Source organism: Neobacillus sp. NPDC093182, from assembly GCF_044754045.1.
Window position 1 is genome coordinate 157,318 of sequence record NZ_JBIVOI010000016.1, and the last position, 18,739, is coordinate 176,056.

Sequence of the window (18,739 nt, forward strand, 5' to 3'; positions counted from 1 at the left end):
AATTGTTGGAAGAAAATGGGGGTATAAAAGTGTAAAGTTTCTAGGCTTTACACTTTTTACACTAAAAAACTTCTTATCCGTTTAATAAATCTGAGCAATATTTTCTGATCATGTTGGATGCTTTCGTTTGGCTAATGCCGAGGTCGTTTGCTACCTTTCTAGAAGATTTATACGTTTGATAGGATCTCCTGACAAGGGTTCTCTTCGTTTCATCTAGAGCTTTATCCAATGAGTTTGGAAGAGCAAGTTGAGTAACCTGTCCGACACTTTCATTGATGATATCTGGTAAATCAGCCAGCTGAATAATAGAGTTACTCACAATCACTAAACGTTCCATTAAATTTTCGAGCTGTCGTATATTACCGGGCCAGGAATAGTGAATAAGAATGTTCAGGCACTCATCGGATATCACTTTATTTTGATTATATTTTTGATTAAATTTATTTAAAAAGTTGTAAACGAGTGGAACAATATCCTCTTTTCTTTCAGACAACGGCGGTAAATGAATATCAATCACATTCAAACGGTAAAATAAATCTTCGCGAAATGCTTTGTCTTTCACCATATCAGATAAGTTTTTATTGGTTGCTGCCATAATCCGAATGTCCACTTTTTTTATTTTATTACTTCCGACAGGGATAAACTGTTTTTCCTGAATAACCTGTAGAAGTTTTGCTTGCACAGATAGAGGCATTTCCCCAATCTCATCTAAAAATAAGGTACCGCCATTTGCGGCCTCGATTAGTCCTTCTTTTCCCAATTTACTTGCACCGGTAAAGGCCCCTTTTGCATAACCAAACAGCTCTGACTCTAATAACTCCTCAGGAATGGCCGCACAGTTGATGGCTAGAAATGGTCCATTAATTCGTCGACTCATTTTATGGATATATTGAGCCAGCACGCTTTTCCCTGTTCCGGATTCTCCTAGAATTAGAATATTTGAATCTGTCGGTGCGACTTTTTTGCAAAACTCTAAGATACTCTTAATCTTGCCGCTATTTGTTACGATATGAGCATCATCATTCGACTTGTGAGTGGTTTTTGACTCACCATTCTCTTCTTTCGCCTTCATCATTTTTATCGTTTCTACCTGAGTTGATGTGATTACAACGAGGTCAATTTCTCCTTTTTCGTTCAATATAGGAACTGCGGACGTCATTAACTCCGCTCCAATATTCGTAACCTGCCTCATGTAACATGGCACTTTTCTCCTGTAAACCTCGGGTACAATCGAAGGCTTCCAATACCCTTTTTCAAACAATTCAACATTAAATTTTCCAATAACATCTGTTGGTTTAAGCCCATAGTGCTTTTCGCAAACCTGGTTAACATAAAGAATTCGCTTTTCGCCATCAAGGACGAAGATCTCGTCAGAGGAGTGATCAAGAATTTTTAATAGAGTTTGAACAGTCATTTCAACATTGCCTGTGTGATTCGATATTTTCATTGGAAAGCCCTCTCTTTATGAAAGTGAGTTATTTTTGCTTCAAAGTAATGGATAATGAGTTAATTTTAACTCATTTATTCATGCTATTCAGCAAATTTTACCTAATTTTCTGCCTATTTACTGATTTAACAACATTGGCACAGTACTTGCATTAGAAAAGGTATGAGTCATTTATTATTTTGTTTAGTTGGTGAATGGTGCAAGTTTACCACAAAACAAATGGGAGGGAAGATATGGGAGAGCAGCTAGAAACATTTGATATTACCATTATCGGCGGGGGGCCAGTTGGTTTATTTACTGCCTTCTATGCGGGAATGCGCCAAGCTTCCGTAAAAGTAATAGAAAGTCTTCCACAATTAGGTGGACAATTGTCTGCGTTGTACCCTGAGAAATATATTTATGATATTGCTGGGCTTCCAAAGGTGAGAGCAGGCGAGCTCATTGAAAATTTGATGACGCAGATGAATCAGTTTGAACCAACTGTTTGCTTAGAGGAATCAGTTGAAAGTATCACCCGTCTTTCAGATCAGTCTTTTGCGCTCTTAACGGACAAAGGAACTCATTTTACGAAAGCAGTCATTATTACGGCTGGAAATGGTGCATTCCAGCCACGGAAGCTGAAATTACCGGGCGAAGGAAAATTTGAAAGCGCTAATATCCATTATTTCGTTCAGGACCTAAGTAAATTTTCTGGACGAAGGGTTGCTGTATTTGGGGGTGGTGATTCTGCGGTTGATTGGGCGTTAATGCTTGAACCAATAGCAGAAAGAGTATCGCTCATTCATAGGAGAGATAAGTTCCGTGCCCATGAACACAGTGTTGAATTATTGAAAAAATCAAAAGTAGAGGTTTTAACGCCGTATGTACCGGTCGAACTAATAGGAGAAAACAAGGTAGAAAAGGTGGTTTTGACAGAAGCGAACAGTGGTGAGACAAGGGAAATTGAGATAGATGATGTCTTTGTCAATTACGGATTTGTCTCCTCGCTGGGCCCGATAAAAGACTGGGGTTTGGAGATCGAAGGTAATTCGATCGTTGTCAATTCCAAAATGGAAACAAATATACAAGGCATTTATGCTGCAGGGGATATTTGTACGTATAAAGGAAAGGTAAAGCTGATTGCCAGCGGTTTTGGTGAAGCACCGACAGCAGTCAGTAACGCTAAGGTCTACCTGGATCCCAATTCGAAAGTACAGCCGCTTCACAGTACGAGCCTTATGGAAAAAAAAGATAAAAGCAGTGAAGCTGTTTATTTTTAAGTTTCTACTGATTGTAGAATTTAAAAGTTTAATAGCAAAAAATATACCATTCTATTATTGGGGGAAAAAATGATGGCTTATAACCAAGTGCAAAATGCAACGAATCGTACATTTGAAAGAACCTTGTCTTATGACAAATATACAGACCCTAAAGTTTTGGAAAAAGAGATGGATCTTGTTTTTTCAAAATCATGGCAACTAGTGGGACATGTTAGCCAGGTAGAAAAACCGGGGGACTTTTTTACTGTTGATGTAGCAGGAGAGCCGATTATTGTAAACCGCGGAAAAGATGAAGTGATTCGTGCTTTTTACAATGTATGTCCCCATCGTGCGACCAAGCTTGAAAGAACAGAGGCTGGTAACAAGAAAATCCTGCAATGCGGGTATCATGGATGGACTTTCAAGCTTGATGGTCAGTTGAACAAAGCTCCTAATTTTCGAGGGGAAGACGCTGCTTGTGTGAAGGATGCCTGTTTACGCTCTGTCTCCATCGGTATTATGGAGTCATTGATTTTCGTGAATCTTGATGATCACGCAAAGCCGTTAAGCGAATCGTTTGGTGATTTCTTTGAAAAATTAAGCAAGTTCCCATTCTTAAGTGAGTTAAAACGAACTCACCAAAGAACACGTGTGGTGAAAGCAAACTGGAAGGCTTATATCGACAACTATCTAGAATGTGACCATTGCCATGTTGCCCACCCAGGTTTTGTTGCAGCCCTTGATATGAATGATTATCAAATCATTACATGTGACAATTATTCGATCCAAGGTACAGTTGTAAAACCAGATAAAAAATATGGTTCGGTTAATCTAGATGAAGCAGAAATGCAAGGCGGGTCATTCTATTGGCTGTGGCCGAATTTAATGGTGACCATTTATCCGGGTCCTGGTAATATGGCTACCATTCAAATGATACCAATTGATCACGAAACATCCTTGGCTGTTTATACCTATTATTTTCGTGATGAAAACTTGACTCAGGAAGAAAAAGACCTAGTTGCATTTGCGGAGCAGGTTCGCCAGGAAGATATTGAGCTTGTAGAGCTGGAGCAAATTGGCTTCCGTTCCCGTGCATTTACTAATGGCAGATATTCATCCTCAGAAAAAGCGATTTTACAATTTCATGAAATGGTATTGGAGGCCCTCAATGAGTAAAAATGTCAGTGAATTAACGACGACGAAACAGTCCCTAATCATCAATGGTCAAAAAGTAGAACCAACAAAATATGCACCACTTCGCTCCCCGTATTCTGGAGAGGAAATAGCCCAAATTGCGATGGCAGATAGAGAGCTTACGAAAGAAGCAATCGGTGCTGCCTACAACGCACGCGAAGTGATGGCAAAAATGCAAGCCTATAAGCGTGCTGAGATTTTGGAAAAGGTTGTTTCGCTTTTAAAAGAAAAGGAAGATGAAGCTGCCGAGATTATTACGCGGGAATCCGCAAAACCGATTATGTTCTCCAAGGCAGAAGTGGCAAGAACCATTGAAACGTATAAGTTTGCAGCTGAAGAAGCAAAACGAATTCATGGTGAAACGATTCCTTTCGATGCAGCCACAGGCGGTGTGGGCCGATTTGGATATACAGTAAGAGAACCGATTGGAGTGATTGGAGCCATCACGCCCTTTAATTTTCCGATGAACCTTGTCGCTCATAAAGTAGGGCCGGCAATTGCAGCAGGAAACACTATTGTATTAAAACCTGCATCACAGACACCGCTGTCCGCGCTTTTTATTGCTGAACTCTTTCTTGAGGCAGGTCTTCCAGCCGGTGCTTTAAATGTTGTAACGGGACCAGGTGGTATAGTAGGAGATGCTATTGTGGAAGATGATCGAGTGAACATGGTTACCTTTACGGGGAGCCCGAGTGTAGGGATTGGTATACGCAGTAAAGCTGGACTAAAAAAGACGACATTGGAGCTAGGTTCTAATTCTGCATTAATTATAGATAAAGACATTACTATTGATAACATTATCGATCGTTGTATCCTCGGTGCTTTCTCTAACCAAGGACAGGTGTGTATTTCCTTACAGCGCGTTTATGCCCATGAAGAAGTTTATGAAGAATTTGTATCGAAATTTACCGCAGCAACGAAGCAATTGAAAATTGGTGATCCATTGGATCCGGAAACCTATATTTCAGCATTAATTTCAAAAGGAGAAGCTGAACGTGTATTAGGATGGATTAACGAAACAGAAGGCAGCACTGCCAATATCACCACAGGTGGAAAGCTTACGGACGGTATTCTTGAGCCAACGATTATTACCGATGCGGATCACGATTTAAAGGTATCTTGTCAGGAAGCTTTTGCACCGGTTGTTGTTGTGAATAAAGTAAGTTCCGTAGAGGAAGCGATTAAAGAAGTCAATAACTCCCGCTTTGGACTTCAGGCTGGTATTTACACGAATAGTGTCAAAAATGCTCTTTTTGCCTCACAAGAATTACATGTAGGTGGAGTTATAATAAATGACATACCAACATTCCGTGTTGATCAAATGCCATACGGCGGTGTAAAAGAAAGTGGTACTGGCCGTGAAGGTATAAAGTATGCAGTGGAAGAAATGACCGAAATGAAGTTGATTGTCTGGAACCATAGTTGATAAAATAAGCGCAAGCTTCCTTTGCAAGGCTGATGGGCTGCTTGCGCTGTACAATTATCAAGGCTGAATGTATAAATTTCTATGATCATAAAAAAGGGAGTTATCTATTGTGAGAATACTAAAAATTGCGGTAATTGCAGGTGACGGTGTTGGGCCCGAAGTTATTAACGAGGGGATCAAGGTTTTAAATAAAGTGGCTAGCATCGATTCAACCTTCCAATTCAACTTCACTTATTTTCCATGGGGCTGTGAATTTTATTCAAAACATGGAAAAATGATGCATGATGATGGCATTGAGCAGTTAAAAGAGTTTGACGCGATATACTTAGGAGCGGTTGGTTTTCCCGGTGTCCCTGACCACATATCTCTGTGGGACTTGTTGTTGAAAATTCGAAAAAGCTTTGATCAATATGTGAATATACGTCCCGTGACGTTATTAAAAGGGGCAAAAACGGCCTTAAGCGATGTGAAACGCGAAGATATCAATATGCTGTTCATCCGTGAAAACAGTGAAGGGGAATATTCCGGTGCTGGAGATTGGCTGTTTAAAGGGCAAGATCACGAAGTGGTTTTACAAAACAGTGTATTTTCCAGAAAGGGAACAGAGCGGATTATCCGTTATGCATTTGAAACGGCTAAAAAAGAAGGAAGGTCCCTCACGAGTATATCGAAGGGAAACGCATTGAATTATTCAATGGTTTTTTGGGATCAAGTTTTTGAAGAAGTTAGTGCTGAGTATCCTGAAGTGAAAACGGCATCTTACCTTGTCGATGCAGCGGCAATGTTGATGATAAAAGATCCGAAGCGATTTGAAGTAGTTGTCACATCCAACTTATTTGGTGACATTTTGACTGATTTAGGTGCTGCGATTGCTGGAGGAATTGGACTTGCTGCAGGGGCAAATATTAATCCTGAAAGAGACTATCCATCTATGTTTGAGCCTATTCATGGTTCTGCTCCTGACATTGCGGGACGAGGGATTGCGAATCCTTTAGCAGCCATTTGGTCAGCGAGTCAAATGCTCGACTTTTTCGGCTATGAAGCATATGGAAAGATGGTGCTTGAAGCGATTGAACAGCTTTTGGAAGAAGGACAAGTACTAACACCGGATATGAGTGGAACTGCCTCGACGTCTGAAGTAGCTGACAAGATTATTGAAATCATTGAATCTACTGTTCAATCCAATAGCTTAAAAGTTTAATAATGGACGAGATTCAAAGGAAGGAGCTTTCCTCCATATGATGTCAGACTATTCTTTAAAATCTGTTTATGTTTACGTTTTTTTTACCGCATTTAGAAATCGCTTACATGTGGAATCCCAATCTTTCTATTAAAAAAGGAGTGTTTGTATGAAGGGTAAGAAAACCGTATTCCATTTCTCATTGGCTATAAGCTTAGCCTTAATAAGTGTTGGTATTTTTGCGCCGAAACAGTTGGAGAATTTCTCCAACTCATCCCTTGGTTTCATCTATAATAATTTAGGCTGGTTTATTCTAGGCAGTGTCTTTCTCTTCTTTGCTTTTTGTATGCATATTGGCTTGTCGAGGTTTGGTCACATTCGGTTAGGTGATGACACCGATCGCCCTGAATTTAAAACGAGTACCTGGATTGCCATGCTATTCAGTGCTTCTATCGGCATTAGTCTTGTGTTTTGGGGAGTTGCAGAACCTGTATCTTATTATATTGATCCTCCGTTCGGAAAGGCTTCGTCCGAACAATCGGCAAAGCTGGCGATGCAATTTGTCTATCTGCACTGGGGTGTTTCCGCCTGGGCATGTTATGCCGTTGTAGGAGTTTCATTAGCGTTCTTCCAATTTAGAAAAAAACTGCCTTCTTCCTTAAGTTCGACCTTTCACCCGTTAGTAGGAGATAAAATTAATGGCAGGTTTGGCAAGTTTATTGATATCATTGTTACTCTTTCTATCGTAATTGGAATTGCTACGTCTCTAGGCTTTGGAACGTTGCAAGTCAATAGCGGGATGAACTATCTATGGGGTATTCCGGTAGGGTTTCTCACTCAGGTAATCATCATTGTTGTCGTCACGGCACTCTATCTTGGATCATCTGTTTCAGGGCTGCAAAGCGGCATGAAACACCTATCTAATTTAAATATGGCTTTAGCTTTTCTTCTATTAGCTTTTATGCTGGTACTTGGACCAACTCAATCAATCTTAAAAATCTTTTTACAAGGAATTGGGGATTATGCCCAAAACTTTATCGGTATGTCATTCAGAACGGAGCCATACAGTGATGGATCATGGATCGGAAGCTGGACACTATTTTATTTTGGCTGGTGGATTGCTTGGGCACCGCTTGTAGGAAGTTTTGTGGCGAGGATTTCTAAAGGGCGAACGATAAAAGAATTTATGATGGGGGCTATCTTTATACCCGTTCTTGGTTCCTTCTTGTGGTTTGCTGTTATGGGAGGATCGGCCATTGATCTAATCCAAAATCAGGGCCAAACAGCCATCGCAAATGCTGTTTCGTCGGATGTGACCTCTGCTCTATTTAAATTCTTTGAATACTTCCCGATGAGTACATTCTTAAGTATTCTAGCTATGGTTCTGGTCCTTATTTTCTTTATTACATCCGCGGATTCAGCTATTTTTGTACTTGGTATGATTAGTGAAAACGGTAATCCTAATCCTTCTCATTCGACAAAAATTATTTGGGGCGTCATCATCGCGGCAGTTTCCTCTGTATTAATTGTGACAGGTGGTTTGTCGGGACTGCAATCAGCCCTCGTGGCAACGTCGATACCACTAGCAATTCTAATGCTATTTATGTGTTACTCCACCTATAAAGGGCTGACAAACGAACTGAAAATCATGTCAGCGAAAAATCAACAACCAGTCACTGTAAAGAATAAGGTTATCTCGAAGAAAGCGTAACGATGGATAGAAGCACCAACATTTACGGGGAACTCGTCGACAGGACGAGTTCTTTTTACATTAATCGTCTTCAGAGAAAAATAGTTTCATACACATCAGGCGAAAGTATTTATGTCAGCACTTATATTTAGGATAGCGAAATATGTAAAAATTTAGAAATATATTATACCAAATGTCCTGCAAGACAGTATATAATTATTTTGTTAGTAAAACTTTTATACCTAAGGAGGATGCAGTTTGCATAATCGAAAATGGACGAATCTCTCGATCGTTCTAGTATTATTATTTTCTTTGTTTAGCCCGTTTACTAGTTTGAAGACTTATGCTGCGGCAGGGTTGCAAATACTAGACGTGACAGAGAAAAAAGAGTCCACGGTTCTTGTGTGGGAAGTGGTGAACGATGAGGGACAAGAACTTACAAACTACCAATTAATAAAAAATGGTGAAGTGCTGGATATAGAGCCGGCACCATTAGAATCTTCAGAGGACAATGTCACAAGGTACTCCTATGAAGATCAATATGTAGAAAAGAATACCCTATATAAATACGAAATCACGGGATCCCTTTCCACTGGGGAAAAAGTAATAAGTGCACCAGTAGAACATACTTTTGTTGGACAAGCAGAAGAGCAGCAAAATAATGTACTAGTGAACCCTGAGTCAGATGTCGTGACGACAAATATCAAAGTGGTTACGGATCTGGGTACGATTCCATCAGGATTTGATTTTTCAATCGTCGGTGAAGAAGGTTCCGAAATCGCTTATTATGGTTATTTAGATGATGAAGGATTTTTTGTAGAATACGAGTCTGAATCCCGTGATATTGAACTTCCTATTGGAGCCTACACTATAAATACTCAAAACTACTCCACAGAAGAAGAAATTACGGCTGCGTTCACGATTGAGAGTGGGAAAGATTATGTAACAAACCCAATAGAAATGGTGTTCCCTGATGAAAAACTAGTTATTAAAAAGTTCCTGGAAGTTGCAGGAACAACGGAGCAGTCGATTTCAATTAGCTGGGGAGAGTCTGTTGATCCCGAAGCAGTAGAAAAATATCTTGTCTACTTAAATGACGAGCTAGTTGAAGAAATTACCGAACCCTATAGTACTTCTTATACGTTTTCAGGATTATTAGCTGAAACGTCCTATCAGGTAAAAGTAGAGTACGTCTATAAGGATGGAACAAGCGAGACGGTAACCGCAGATGTTACGACGTTAGCTCCTCCTTTAGGTGAGGTTGTTGTTTTTGCAGATGAAAATCTAAAAAATGCAATTGCTAATCAATTGAAAATCCAGCACCGTGACATTTATACGGATGATATGGAAAAATTGACTGATTTAGATGCCAGCTATTCAGACATTAGTGATTTAACAGGCATTGAGTATGCTGTTAATCTTACAAGTCTTATGTTATATGGTAATCAAATTGAAGATCTATCACCGCTTGCGAACCTTATGAATCTAGCGTCTCTGGATTTGGATGAGAATTTGATTACGAGTCTTGATGACTTGAAAAACTTGCAAAACCTCGAATCTTTGTTTTTATCTTTTAACCAAATTGAAGATATTCTTGTCCTGAACGAATTACCGAATCTCACTTATGTGACGTTAATCGGTAATGAAGGTCTTGATTTTAGAAAAGGTTCCGAAGATGCTGAGGTGTTGAAAAAACTAATTACAGCTGGGGTTTCAGTTGAGTGGCTGTTAGAAAACTTTGAAATTTCGATTCAGGATGTAACGGAATCCTCGATTCATTTTGAATTTAATTTTCCTGGCGTTACTGATTTTCTGAGCGCTTATAATCTTTATCTAAATGGTGAGTTAGTGGCAGAAATACCAGTTGAAGAGAATGGTTATGAGGTGACGGATCTTGAGCCGATGACAGAATATGAGATTACGGTAGAAGCTGTTGATGAATCTGGTAATGTTTGGGCCAGTGCCTATAACTATTTGACGACACCACCTGTACCAGAGGGGGAAGTGATTTCATTTAAGGACCCGGCTTTAGAAGAGGCAGTACGTGATGCTTTGCATATTTACTCCCGTGACCTTTACGAGAGTGATATGACCATTCTGATAAGCTTAGATGCGAGCGATCGGGGAATTGAGGAGCTTGAAGGTTTAGAGTTAGCTGTTAATCTGCAGGAATTGTTATTGGACTCCAACGCCATTCGCAATTTTGAGCCAATAGCTGGATTATCGAATTTAGTTCATTTATCGCTAAGCAATAATAAACTGTCAGACATTTCTGGGCTGGCAGCATTAACAAATTTAGAATCGTTAATGCTTGATGGCAATGAAATAGTAGATATTAGTATCCTATCTCAATTTTCAAAGCTTACCCTTTTGTCTTTGCAAGAAAATAAGGTAAACGATATTGGTCCGTTAGCGAACTTAAATATTGAATTTCTTAACATTGGGTATAACGAAATTGACGATATTTCAAGTCTGCTAGAATTAGAGAATTTACAATACGTCTTAATTATGAATAATCTACTTGATTTAACGGAAGGGTCTGAAACACGATCTGTGATTCAGACGTTAGAAGACAATGGGGTCATCGTCATGTATGAATATCTGGACATTTCCGTCAATCAAGTAACGGAAAGTACGATTGAGATTAGCTGGGGACCCGTTCCGCAAAACGGCGTACAGGATTACCTCTTCTATGTCCTAGTAGATGGGGAAGAAGTGGCGATTGATTTAACTGATTCTTCTTATACCTTGACTGATCTTGAAGCGGAAACAGAATATAAGATTGAGGTTTTAGGAATAAGTGAGAACTCGGAAAGTTTTATTTATGGAACTACTGTTGTTACGACAGCTGCTGTTCAGGAAAATCCTGCTCCAGGGGATACTGAGAAACCAGGTGAGGGAACAGTTGGGGATGGAGTGAAAGCTCCATCTATTCCAGGTAAAGAAATCGAAAATGGTTCAACTCCAGTTGTTAAAGTAACGCAAGAACCTGGACTGAATCTGCCAAACACAGCAACAAACAGTTTTAACTTGTTAATACTTGGATTTGGTTTAGTTGCGGTAGGAGCAACCTTCTTTGCTGTAAATCGGAGAAAAGTAGCAAATAAATAGTCAGAAATAAGGACAAGGGGTTTTAACCCCTTGTCCTTATATTTTTTGATTACTACTTTTTCGGTTTTTTAAAAAGGCAATCCCTAAGAGCAGTAAGGGAATAACAATAAAGAAGAACGGGCTCAAATAGCTTGTAACAAATTTCAACCCTTCCTTTAAATGCTCAGCATAGCTACTTGCGATTGTAACAGACATGAATAAAATAACCATTCCTATGGGATAGGTTAAACTTGAAGGTTCTTTTATCTTAAATATGACCGCAGTACTTGCAACGGCAGCATAAAAATATATGCTTACCTTAAAAAAAATACAGATGACGGTAGATATCATAAAAAAAACATCAAGACGTTCGAGAAATTCTGCTACTTGTATGCTTTGAATGGTACTTAAAAGCGGAAATTGTGAGCGGGCAGTAAGGTCAACACCCAATACTCCAATATTTATCGCCATAGTAATAGCAAGGTTAATTCCGCTCAGCCCTATTGCAAATAAACCTATTTTTTTCGCACTTTTTCTTTTTGTTTTTGTTACATAGGGGAAAATCATTGAAAAAACAATGGCTTCACCGAATGGAACATATAAGGTTTGAGTGAATACTACTCTGGCTATAGGAAAAATGCCATGCTCTAGTATAGGTTTTAAATTATTTATATCAATGAGCCCAGAAAAGATAATCAGAATAAAACCAGTAATAGCTAGAAAATAGATAAAAACAAAAAATAATTCTCCCGTTCTTGCCACAACCTCAATACCTTTGCTAACAGCATAAATAATAACCAGCATCAGTAAGGCATTTACAATAAATAAGGGAGTTTCAAGATAGGCAAAGGTCAGGAGCATCTCACCAAAATCGCGAAGTACTCTGGCTGCCGTATACATAAAAAAAATAATATAACAAAAGGCAAGGATTGTACCTACTATTTTTCCAAGCAGCTTTTGCATATATTCCGGGGGGACTAACTCTGGATAATAAAGAAATAAACGGAAATTTACCCAGAATAAGAATAGCCCCCCTAACAATCCAAAGAGAATGGCCAGCCAGGCATCCTGTTTGGCATCAATTGCCAGGGGTACCAAAATTGCACTGCCCAGTTCAAATAACAAGATTAGGACAAAAAGCTGGTATAAGCTTATTTTTGCCTTTTCCACGCTTTTGTCACATCCTTTTCATCTTATTTGATTATTACTTATTAACTTGGTGGGGCTTGTTACGTAATCCTGTTCGACGAATAAAGGCATCCACTACTATTTCTGTTTTAACTTCTGGAAAATAAACATCGTTCCATTTAGAGGCCATTTTTTCCCATTCCTTAGGGTTTGTTCGATGAAGTGCATCTCCAAAACCAAAAATATCGGATTTATTTTTTTGGGCCTGCTTCACAGCCATAGAAATCTCTTTTTTAATTTCCTTTTCAATTGCTTTTTCTATTTTTAAAAGAACATCAGGATTAGTAAGGTCTGTGGGCACCCTTGTCTCACCTATATTTCCCTCCGCCTGAACCTCAATTGAAACGCGGGGCTTTCCTTTTTCCATTTTTGCCATTACCTTTGTTTTTTGTCTGATTAATTCATATATTATAGCCTCGTCTTTTCCTTCCCACTTTATAGCAAGTGCAGTTGCTTTTAATTTGTCGAGGAGGAATACAGACCCTCTTGCAGTCTCACCATCGATCCAATCGTTTAACTTCCCGCTTTTAAATATCGCAAGACTACCTGCGTAAAGTAAAGAAGAGGGTTCTGTTTGCTGAGTATTTTCGATTTTTTTCCCTTTATTAACATCTCCGCTTAAACGAAATCCCGAAACAACCAGTTCCTTACCAGGTGAGACAAGTGTCTTTATCGCATCCTGCACATTAACAGAGAGATTTTCTCCCCAAGTCTTTTCAGTAAATTTTAACGTTTTGATTATTTTATTTGATGGGATTTTATCAATTGCTGTCAACACTTTAACAATATCGGAAGCTTTCGTTCCCTGGGCGATCACAATGATTGCTGTACTCCGGAATTCCGCATCACGTTCTAGTGGATCAAGAATGGTGCTGATGGATTCCTCTTTTGCAAGATCTTCACCAATGACAACTAAATTTGTATGCGCATAATACAGTGTTCTTGACAATTTACGGGATGTCCTTCTGCTTAACTCCACAATACTATCTCCTGTTCCCGTAACGACGGAAACGGGTGGTCCTTGACTCCCGCCGCCGCCGCCTTGCATACCGCCTGCAACGTTACCTGGATTGATAATTTGCAATGTGCCAACATATCTGCCTTCTTCATTCCTGTCTATTCCAATGGCAGCAACAATAGCCAAGTCGGTTAATTCCTTTTTACTCCAACAACCTGATAAAAGGAGGATGTTTCCTAAAATTATCAATAAATGCAATAATCGCTTATTTCTCATCCGGGTCACCTTTTTCTATCTCAGAGTTGACCATCCCCCTGCTTTCAGGTGGTGTGGGTTTCTGATTATCGCCTACCCGATTCTCGTTATCGCTGCTAATAGTTCTTGGACGTTTTTTTTGTGCCCAAAGTGGCAAACGGATAATTGAATCGCCTATGTTAGCTAAGATAAGGGGGGCCATTGGGGTTAAATAAGGTACTCCAAAAGACCGAAGGCTGCATAAATGTACGGCAAGAATGATAACACCCAAAATGATTCCATAAAAACCGAAAGTTGCAGCTGCAAACATAAATCCAAAGCGAATGAGACGGGCAGAGATGGCGACTGCAAAAGCTGGAGTTGCAAAATTGGCAATGGCAGTTATAGCTACAACTATGACCATAGCAGGGGAAACAATCCCTGCCTGAACGGCTGCCTGACCAATAACCAGCGCACCAACAATTGAAATGGCTGAACCTACTGCTCTAGGCATCCTTACTCCTGCTTCACGGAGGATTTCAAAAGCAACTTCCATGATCAGTGCTTCGACCAATGCCGGAAAAGGGACTGCTTCCCTCTGGGCTGCAATTGCAACTAACAGCTGTGTCGGTATCATTTCCTGATGAAAAGTTGTAATCGCAATATAAGTAGCTGGTGCGATAATCGAGATAAGGAATATTAAAATCCTTAAGAAGCGCAGTGCAGTTGCAATATCAGCCCGGCCATAATAATCTTCTACCGACTGAAAAAATTGGATAAAAACTGCCGGTGCAATAAGGACAAAAGGGGTTCCATTAACAATGATCGCAACCCTTCCCTCGAGGAGATTCCCAGCAACCATATCCGGTCTTTCCGTATGATAGAGGGTTGGAAATGTCGTCAATGCCTGGTCTTCAATAAGCTGTTCGATATAACCTGATTCAAGAATACTGTCAATTTCAATGCTTTTTAATCGATTCCGAACTTCCTCAACAATTTCATCCTTTGCAATGCCTTTTATATACATAATGGAAACATCCGTTTTCGTGACTCTGCCAATCTTCATATTTTCCAGCCATAAATCGGGGTTTTGAATACGTCTGCGAATCAAAGCGGTATTGGTACGAATGGATTCGGTAAAACCATCTCTCGGCCCCCGAACCGTTACTTGGCTCCCAGGTTCTTGAATGGAACGCTGCTCCCCGCCTCTGGTGCTGGCACTAAGGGCTTTTTGTGCACCATCAACCAGTACAATACTCTCGCCAGACATTAAGGATAGGTACAAGTTGTCCCAATCCGTAATTTCTTTTACATCACCCAGCGCTACTACCTCTTTTAAAAGGATCTCAAAAATAGGCTGGCTGTTGTGAACGTGACGATTATTCATAATGGATTCAATCAGAAAATCATTAATTGACTTACTATCTGAAATTCCTTCTACGAAAACAACCGCTGCACTTTTGCCATCCCCAAGCTGTAATTTTCGGATGACAACATCAATGCTATTCCCTGTTTTTTCTTTAATATAATTTATTTGATCTTGTAAAGAGCTATGAATTGCTTTGGGTGACTGACCGGTTTGTTGAGCCTGTTTCTTTTGCAGTTTTAATTTTTTTAATTTTTTGGATAGGGAAAATAGAGACATCGTCACTAAACCTTTCCTGCTTTTTTATTATTTTCCACTAATATTGAAAAGGTATTCTTCATTTTCTAGAAAGTACCAGAGCAATTTCATAAAGAATGAGGAATTATAAATTGAAAGGTGATAAGAGAATGAAAATAATCGGTATTACAATAGGGATGCTAGCCATATTAATAAGTTGTTCCTTTGGTATTGACCTCTTGTTGGGCTTTGAAATGAAAACCGCTTGGCGTAATGCCATAAGCCCTTTTCGCGTCATGGAAGTTCCTGAATACTTCGTATTTGTTTTTCTAATCGTCATTTATTTTATAAAGAAACTTTATAGTTTGGTTAATAAAAGGATAAGCAGGAAACTGTCGAAGCTTTTAGAGTAGGTATTATAGGAAAACAGGAGATTACACGTCTTATTTGGACAGGGTGAGGCGCAAAAAGGGGAGGAGCTGTCAGAATGCGGGTGTCATTCGGACAGGCTAGGGAAAAAAAAGCGAGTAGCTGTCAGAATGCGGGTGTCATTCGGACAGGACGAGGCGAAAAAAGCGAGTAGCTGTCAGAATGCGGGTGTCATTCGGACAGGACGAGGCGAAAAAAGCAAGGAGCTGTTAGAATGCGGGTGTCATTCGGACAGGAAGAGGTGAAAAAAGCAAGGAGCTGTCAGAATGCGGGTGTCATTCGGACAGGATCAGGCGAAAAAAGCGAGTAGCTGTCAGAATGCGGGTGTCATTCAGACAGGACGAGGTGAAAAAAGCAAGGAGCTGTCAGAATGAGGGTGTCATTCGGACAGAGCCAAGGCGAAAAAACCAGGAGCAGTCAGAATGCAAGCCGTATTCAGACAGTCCAATGCCCCCAAAAATAGACACTGTCTGAATCAGTCCTCTCGTAAAAAAGCTATTGATAATAAGTATCTCTTGTATTTCCAAATGCGGTATAGTTTTTCTTTAAAGCCCGGCTAAATGTCCTCCTATGTAAATCCACCTTGCACCAATCATAAATGCTTTGGGTTGTAATCTTTCGATCAGGAAAAAGCAGTTTAAATTCTTCTGCATTACGTAAAATAGCTTGTTCAATCATTTCATGTTCTCCACAACTTCCACAAACAAAGTAATTATTTTTAATAGAAACCTGAAAAGACCCGCAGGTTCTACAGTAATTTCCTTTCTGTACCTTGTCATAACTGTATTCAGGCAATTCCGTGAAGGGGTTTTTAGTTTGGTTTAATGAGATTAGTGTATGGGCGAGTTTCTTGTGCCCAACATTTAGCTTAGAAGGTGTTTTATTTATTTCACTCAAAAAACAATTAACCTGGGTTGGAAAAATAATTGGTTGGTCCCTTGGGGCTTGATATAAGGTGAATTCAGGGTTAACAAAGATAACCGAGGCCTCAAATAGGTAATTTAGTTTGAGGGTTTGAAGGAGTATTCGGAATTGAGTCGAGCACCTTTTTAACTGGTCAAGAGGATTCTTATATTCGCGACCGGACGAAACCGCATATAGTTTATCATTTTCTAAATAATAATCACCTTGATAATTTTTTATATCCAATAGGTGAATAACCCCTTGTAAAATATGTAATGAATCAATTTGAAAGTAGGAGTTATTAACTTTAAGTAACAAGTCATTTAAGATATATATTTCTTCATGAAGACTTTCTGCTAATCGGTCAAATTTTAGTTCCCCTTCATAGCCTTTTTCAAGGTTTGAATAACGAAATTGTTCATCCTGAGTTAATTCCATCCTTTTGTTTAAATAGCGCATAGCCAATAATTCTTTCGATTCAGTACGACTTTTTAGTAACATAAGCCACTTCCTTTCATATACTCTAAGCTTATTTTAATAAAAATTATGAAGATAGCCCTTGGCAAATTTGAATGTTTTTTAACAATTCTACTCACAAAAAAGACGCTTTGCTATTAGATAGCGAAGCGACTTTTTGTGAAAGGAAAACCGACAGCAGTGGGACTTCAGAAGCGTTGGAGTAACCGAACTTCCGGGATCCTACTTAACCAAAACAATCAATACCGGTAATATGAAAAAGGATAATAGGGTAGTCCAAAGAATCGTCTTAGTTAACACTTTTGGTGATGCATCAAATTTTTCTGCTAGTATGCCTGCGTTAATCGCAACGGGCATACATGATAATACTAATAGAGTAGAGAACATAATGCCTTCAATTTCTAATAGATGTAAACATAATAAAGCGATCAGAGGTGCAATCAATAATCTCATGCCCATGCCAGTCCAAAAGGTGACCCGTGTATTCCTAGTGATCGTTTCTGTTTTCACACTGGCCATTTGTGCTCCTAAAACCGCTAGAACAATGGGTGGGTAGGCTTCTGCGATCATGGAAACTCCGGTGGCGAGTCCGCCGGGCAGGATTAAATCAAATGTGCGTAGCACCATCGCTAGCAATACAGCATAAATTGCCGGCAGGGCAAACACGGATTTAATCGCATTTTTTATTGTAAAATGAGAGCGCGCTGCAAAGAAGATTCCCAGCGTGTGCATCATGACCATCTGCATTACAATATAAACCGATGCCTTTTCGAGCCCCAGCTGACCAAAGGCAAGCAACATGAGTGGAATTCCATAGTTGACCGCATTGGTGAAAGAGGAAATCAAGGTTAACCCGGCTATATCCTTGGCAGGCAGTTTGAGTAATTTTCCTATCATATTGGCTACAACCGCAAGCAAGACTAAGTTTAGCAAGGAATATGCAAGAGTTAAATATACATCCTCAGGCGACAGGCGCGCCTCCATTAAAGTATCAAAAATCAAGAATGGCGTTATGTAATATAAGGCAAAGTTTAAAAGCGGCTTGATTTCCAGCTTCCCAAACCTACTAAGCAAGACCCCTGTTATGACAGGCAAAGAGAGTGGTAAAATCACATCAAAAAGCGTGGCGAAAATTTCAGATAGCATAAAAAACTTCCTCTCAAATTAACAAACTATCATCTACTGCTAAGCCCTAAAAAGGACAATATCAAAAGATGTTTCTTCATATTGTTTATTTAATTATAATAGATTTTCTCTTCATAATAAGATTTTTATTACTATAATCATGCCGTGATTTTTATTAATCAAAGTAATTATTATTGTAAGTTTACTTCATATGAAGTCGGTTTTTATGTTGGTGCTTAAAAGGAACTGATATTGTTTTCTAAAGAAAGGCTTTGAAGAAATGTTATTTCGAAAAAAAGAAAACTTTCTATTGCATAAGTGAATCGAAGGTGCTATTATAAAGGAGTTGCTTTTAACGCCGGATTTACTAGTAGAAAGTGAGAACAAAAAAAGTTAAATTATTATATTGAAATAATAATAGAGATGTGATATGATAATATCACTGTCGCTTAAGACAAATTAAATTGCTCTTTGAAAACTAAACAAACAAGAACGTCAACAAAAAATATTAGTTTCTTCTATAGAAACTAGCCAACGTAACAAAATGAGCTAATCAA

The 18,739-nt window shown here is 39.2% G+C and carries 13 protein-coding genes; 7 read left to right on the top strand and 6 right to left on the bottom strand.

The genetic code is table 11. The annotated features are described in order from the left end of the window. Positions 1 to 73: 73 nt before the first annotated feature. Positions 74 to 1,447, bottom strand: a complete 1,374-nt coding sequence (locus ACIQAA_RS25445) for a sigma-54 interaction domain-containing protein (protein WP_402625364.1) — start codon at positions 1,445 to 1,447, stop codon at positions 74 to 76. A 233-nt stretch (positions 1,448 to 1,680) separates the two neighbouring features. On the opposite strand from ACIQAA_RS25445, the gene ACIQAA_RS25450 reads away from it, so the two are divergent. The 6 genes from ACIQAA_RS25450 (at position 1,681) to ACIQAA_RS25475 (ending at position 11,286) form a co-directional block, all read left to right on the top strand. Continuing rightward, a complete protein-coding gene (locus ACIQAA_RS25450) occupies positions 1,681 to 2,706 on the top strand; it encodes an NAD(P)/FAD-dependent oxidoreductase (protein WP_402625367.1) in 1,026 nt (341 codons plus the stop codon). Between the two features lie 72 nt (positions 2,707 to 2,778). Further along, complete coding sequence (locus ACIQAA_RS25455) at positions 2,779 to 3,861, top strand: aromatic ring-hydroxylating oxygenase subunit alpha (protein WP_402625370.1); 1,083 nt, start codon at positions 2,779 to 2,781, stop codon at positions 3,859 to 3,861. Continuing rightward, positions 3,854 to 5,305, top strand: a complete 1,452-nt coding sequence (locus ACIQAA_RS25460; protein WP_402625373.1) for an aldehyde dehydrogenase family protein — start codon at positions 3,854 to 3,856, stop codon at positions 5,303 to 5,305. The genes ACIQAA_RS25455 and ACIQAA_RS25460 overlap by 8 nt, the downstream gene beginning before the upstream one ends. 109 nt (positions 5,306 to 5,414) lie before the next feature. Then, positions 5,415 to 6,506 (top strand): tartrate dehydrogenase, encoded by a 1,092-nt coding sequence (locus ACIQAA_RS25465; RefSeq protein WP_402625376.1) that lies wholly within the window; start codon positions 5,415 to 5,417, stop codon positions 6,504 to 6,506. A 148-nt stretch (positions 6,507 to 6,654) separates the two neighbouring features. Next, positions 6,655 to 8,196 carry a BCCT family transporter gene (locus ACIQAA_RS25470; RefSeq protein ID WP_402625378.1) on the top strand — a complete coding sequence of 514 codons (1,542 nt, stop codon included), beginning with the start codon at positions 6,655 to 6,657 and terminating at the stop codon, positions 8,194 to 8,196. A gap of 237 nt (positions 8,197 to 8,433) precedes the next feature. Continuing rightward, entirely contained in the window at positions 8,434 to 11,286 is a 2,853-nt protein-coding gene (locus tag ACIQAA_RS25475) for a leucine-rich repeat domain-containing protein (protein ID WP_402625381.1), read from the top strand. Between the two features lie 36 nt (positions 11,287 to 11,322). Here ACIQAA_RS25475 and ACIQAA_RS25480 read toward each other — a convergent pair whose 3' ends face one another. From ACIQAA_RS25480 to ACIQAA_RS25490, 3 genes are read right to left on the bottom strand one after another with little or no spacing between them, the layout of a single operon-like run. Continuing rightward, positions 11,323 to 12,435: a GerAB/ArcD/ProY family transporter gene (locus ACIQAA_RS25480; protein ID WP_402625384.1), complete on the bottom strand. Its 1,113-nt coding sequence runs from the start codon at positions 12,433 to 12,435 to the stop codon at positions 11,323 to 11,325. Between the two features lie 34 nt (positions 12,436 to 12,469). After that, a complete protein-coding gene (locus ACIQAA_RS25485; protein ID WP_402625387.1) occupies positions 12,470 to 13,687 on the bottom strand; it encodes a Ger(x)C family spore germination protein in 1,218 nt (405 codons plus the stop codon). Beyond that, a complete protein-coding gene (locus ACIQAA_RS25490; protein ID WP_402625407.1) occupies positions 13,677 to 15,290 on the bottom strand; it encodes a spore germination protein in 1,614 nt (537 codons plus the stop codon). The genes ACIQAA_RS25485 and ACIQAA_RS25490 overlap by 11 nt, the downstream gene beginning before the upstream one ends. 128 nt (positions 15,291 to 15,418) lie before the next feature. Here ACIQAA_RS25490 and ACIQAA_RS25495 point away from each other — a divergent pair, with 128 nt between their 5' ends. Next, on the top strand, positions 15,419 to 15,661 hold the full coding sequence (locus ACIQAA_RS25495) for a YczF family membrane protein (RefSeq protein ID WP_402625390.1): 243 nt from the start codon (positions 15,419 to 15,421) through the stop codon (positions 15,659 to 15,661). Positions 15,662 to 16,172: 511 nt separating this feature from the next. Here the strand turns inward: ACIQAA_RS25495 and ACIQAA_RS25500 are convergent. After that, positions 16,173 to 17,081 (bottom strand): nuclease-related domain-containing protein, encoded by a 909-nt coding sequence (locus ACIQAA_RS25500; protein ID WP_402625393.1) that lies wholly within the window; start codon positions 17,079 to 17,081, stop codon positions 16,173 to 16,175. Between the two features lie 198 nt (positions 17,082 to 17,279). Beyond that, the gene (locus ACIQAA_RS25505; protein ID WP_402625396.1) at positions 17,280 to 18,131 is read right to left on the bottom strand and encodes an AEC family transporter; all 852 of its coding nucleotides are present in this window, start codon (positions 18,129 to 18,131) and stop codon (positions 17,280 to 17,282) included. Between the last annotated feature and the right edge of the window lie 608 nt (positions 18,132 to 18,739).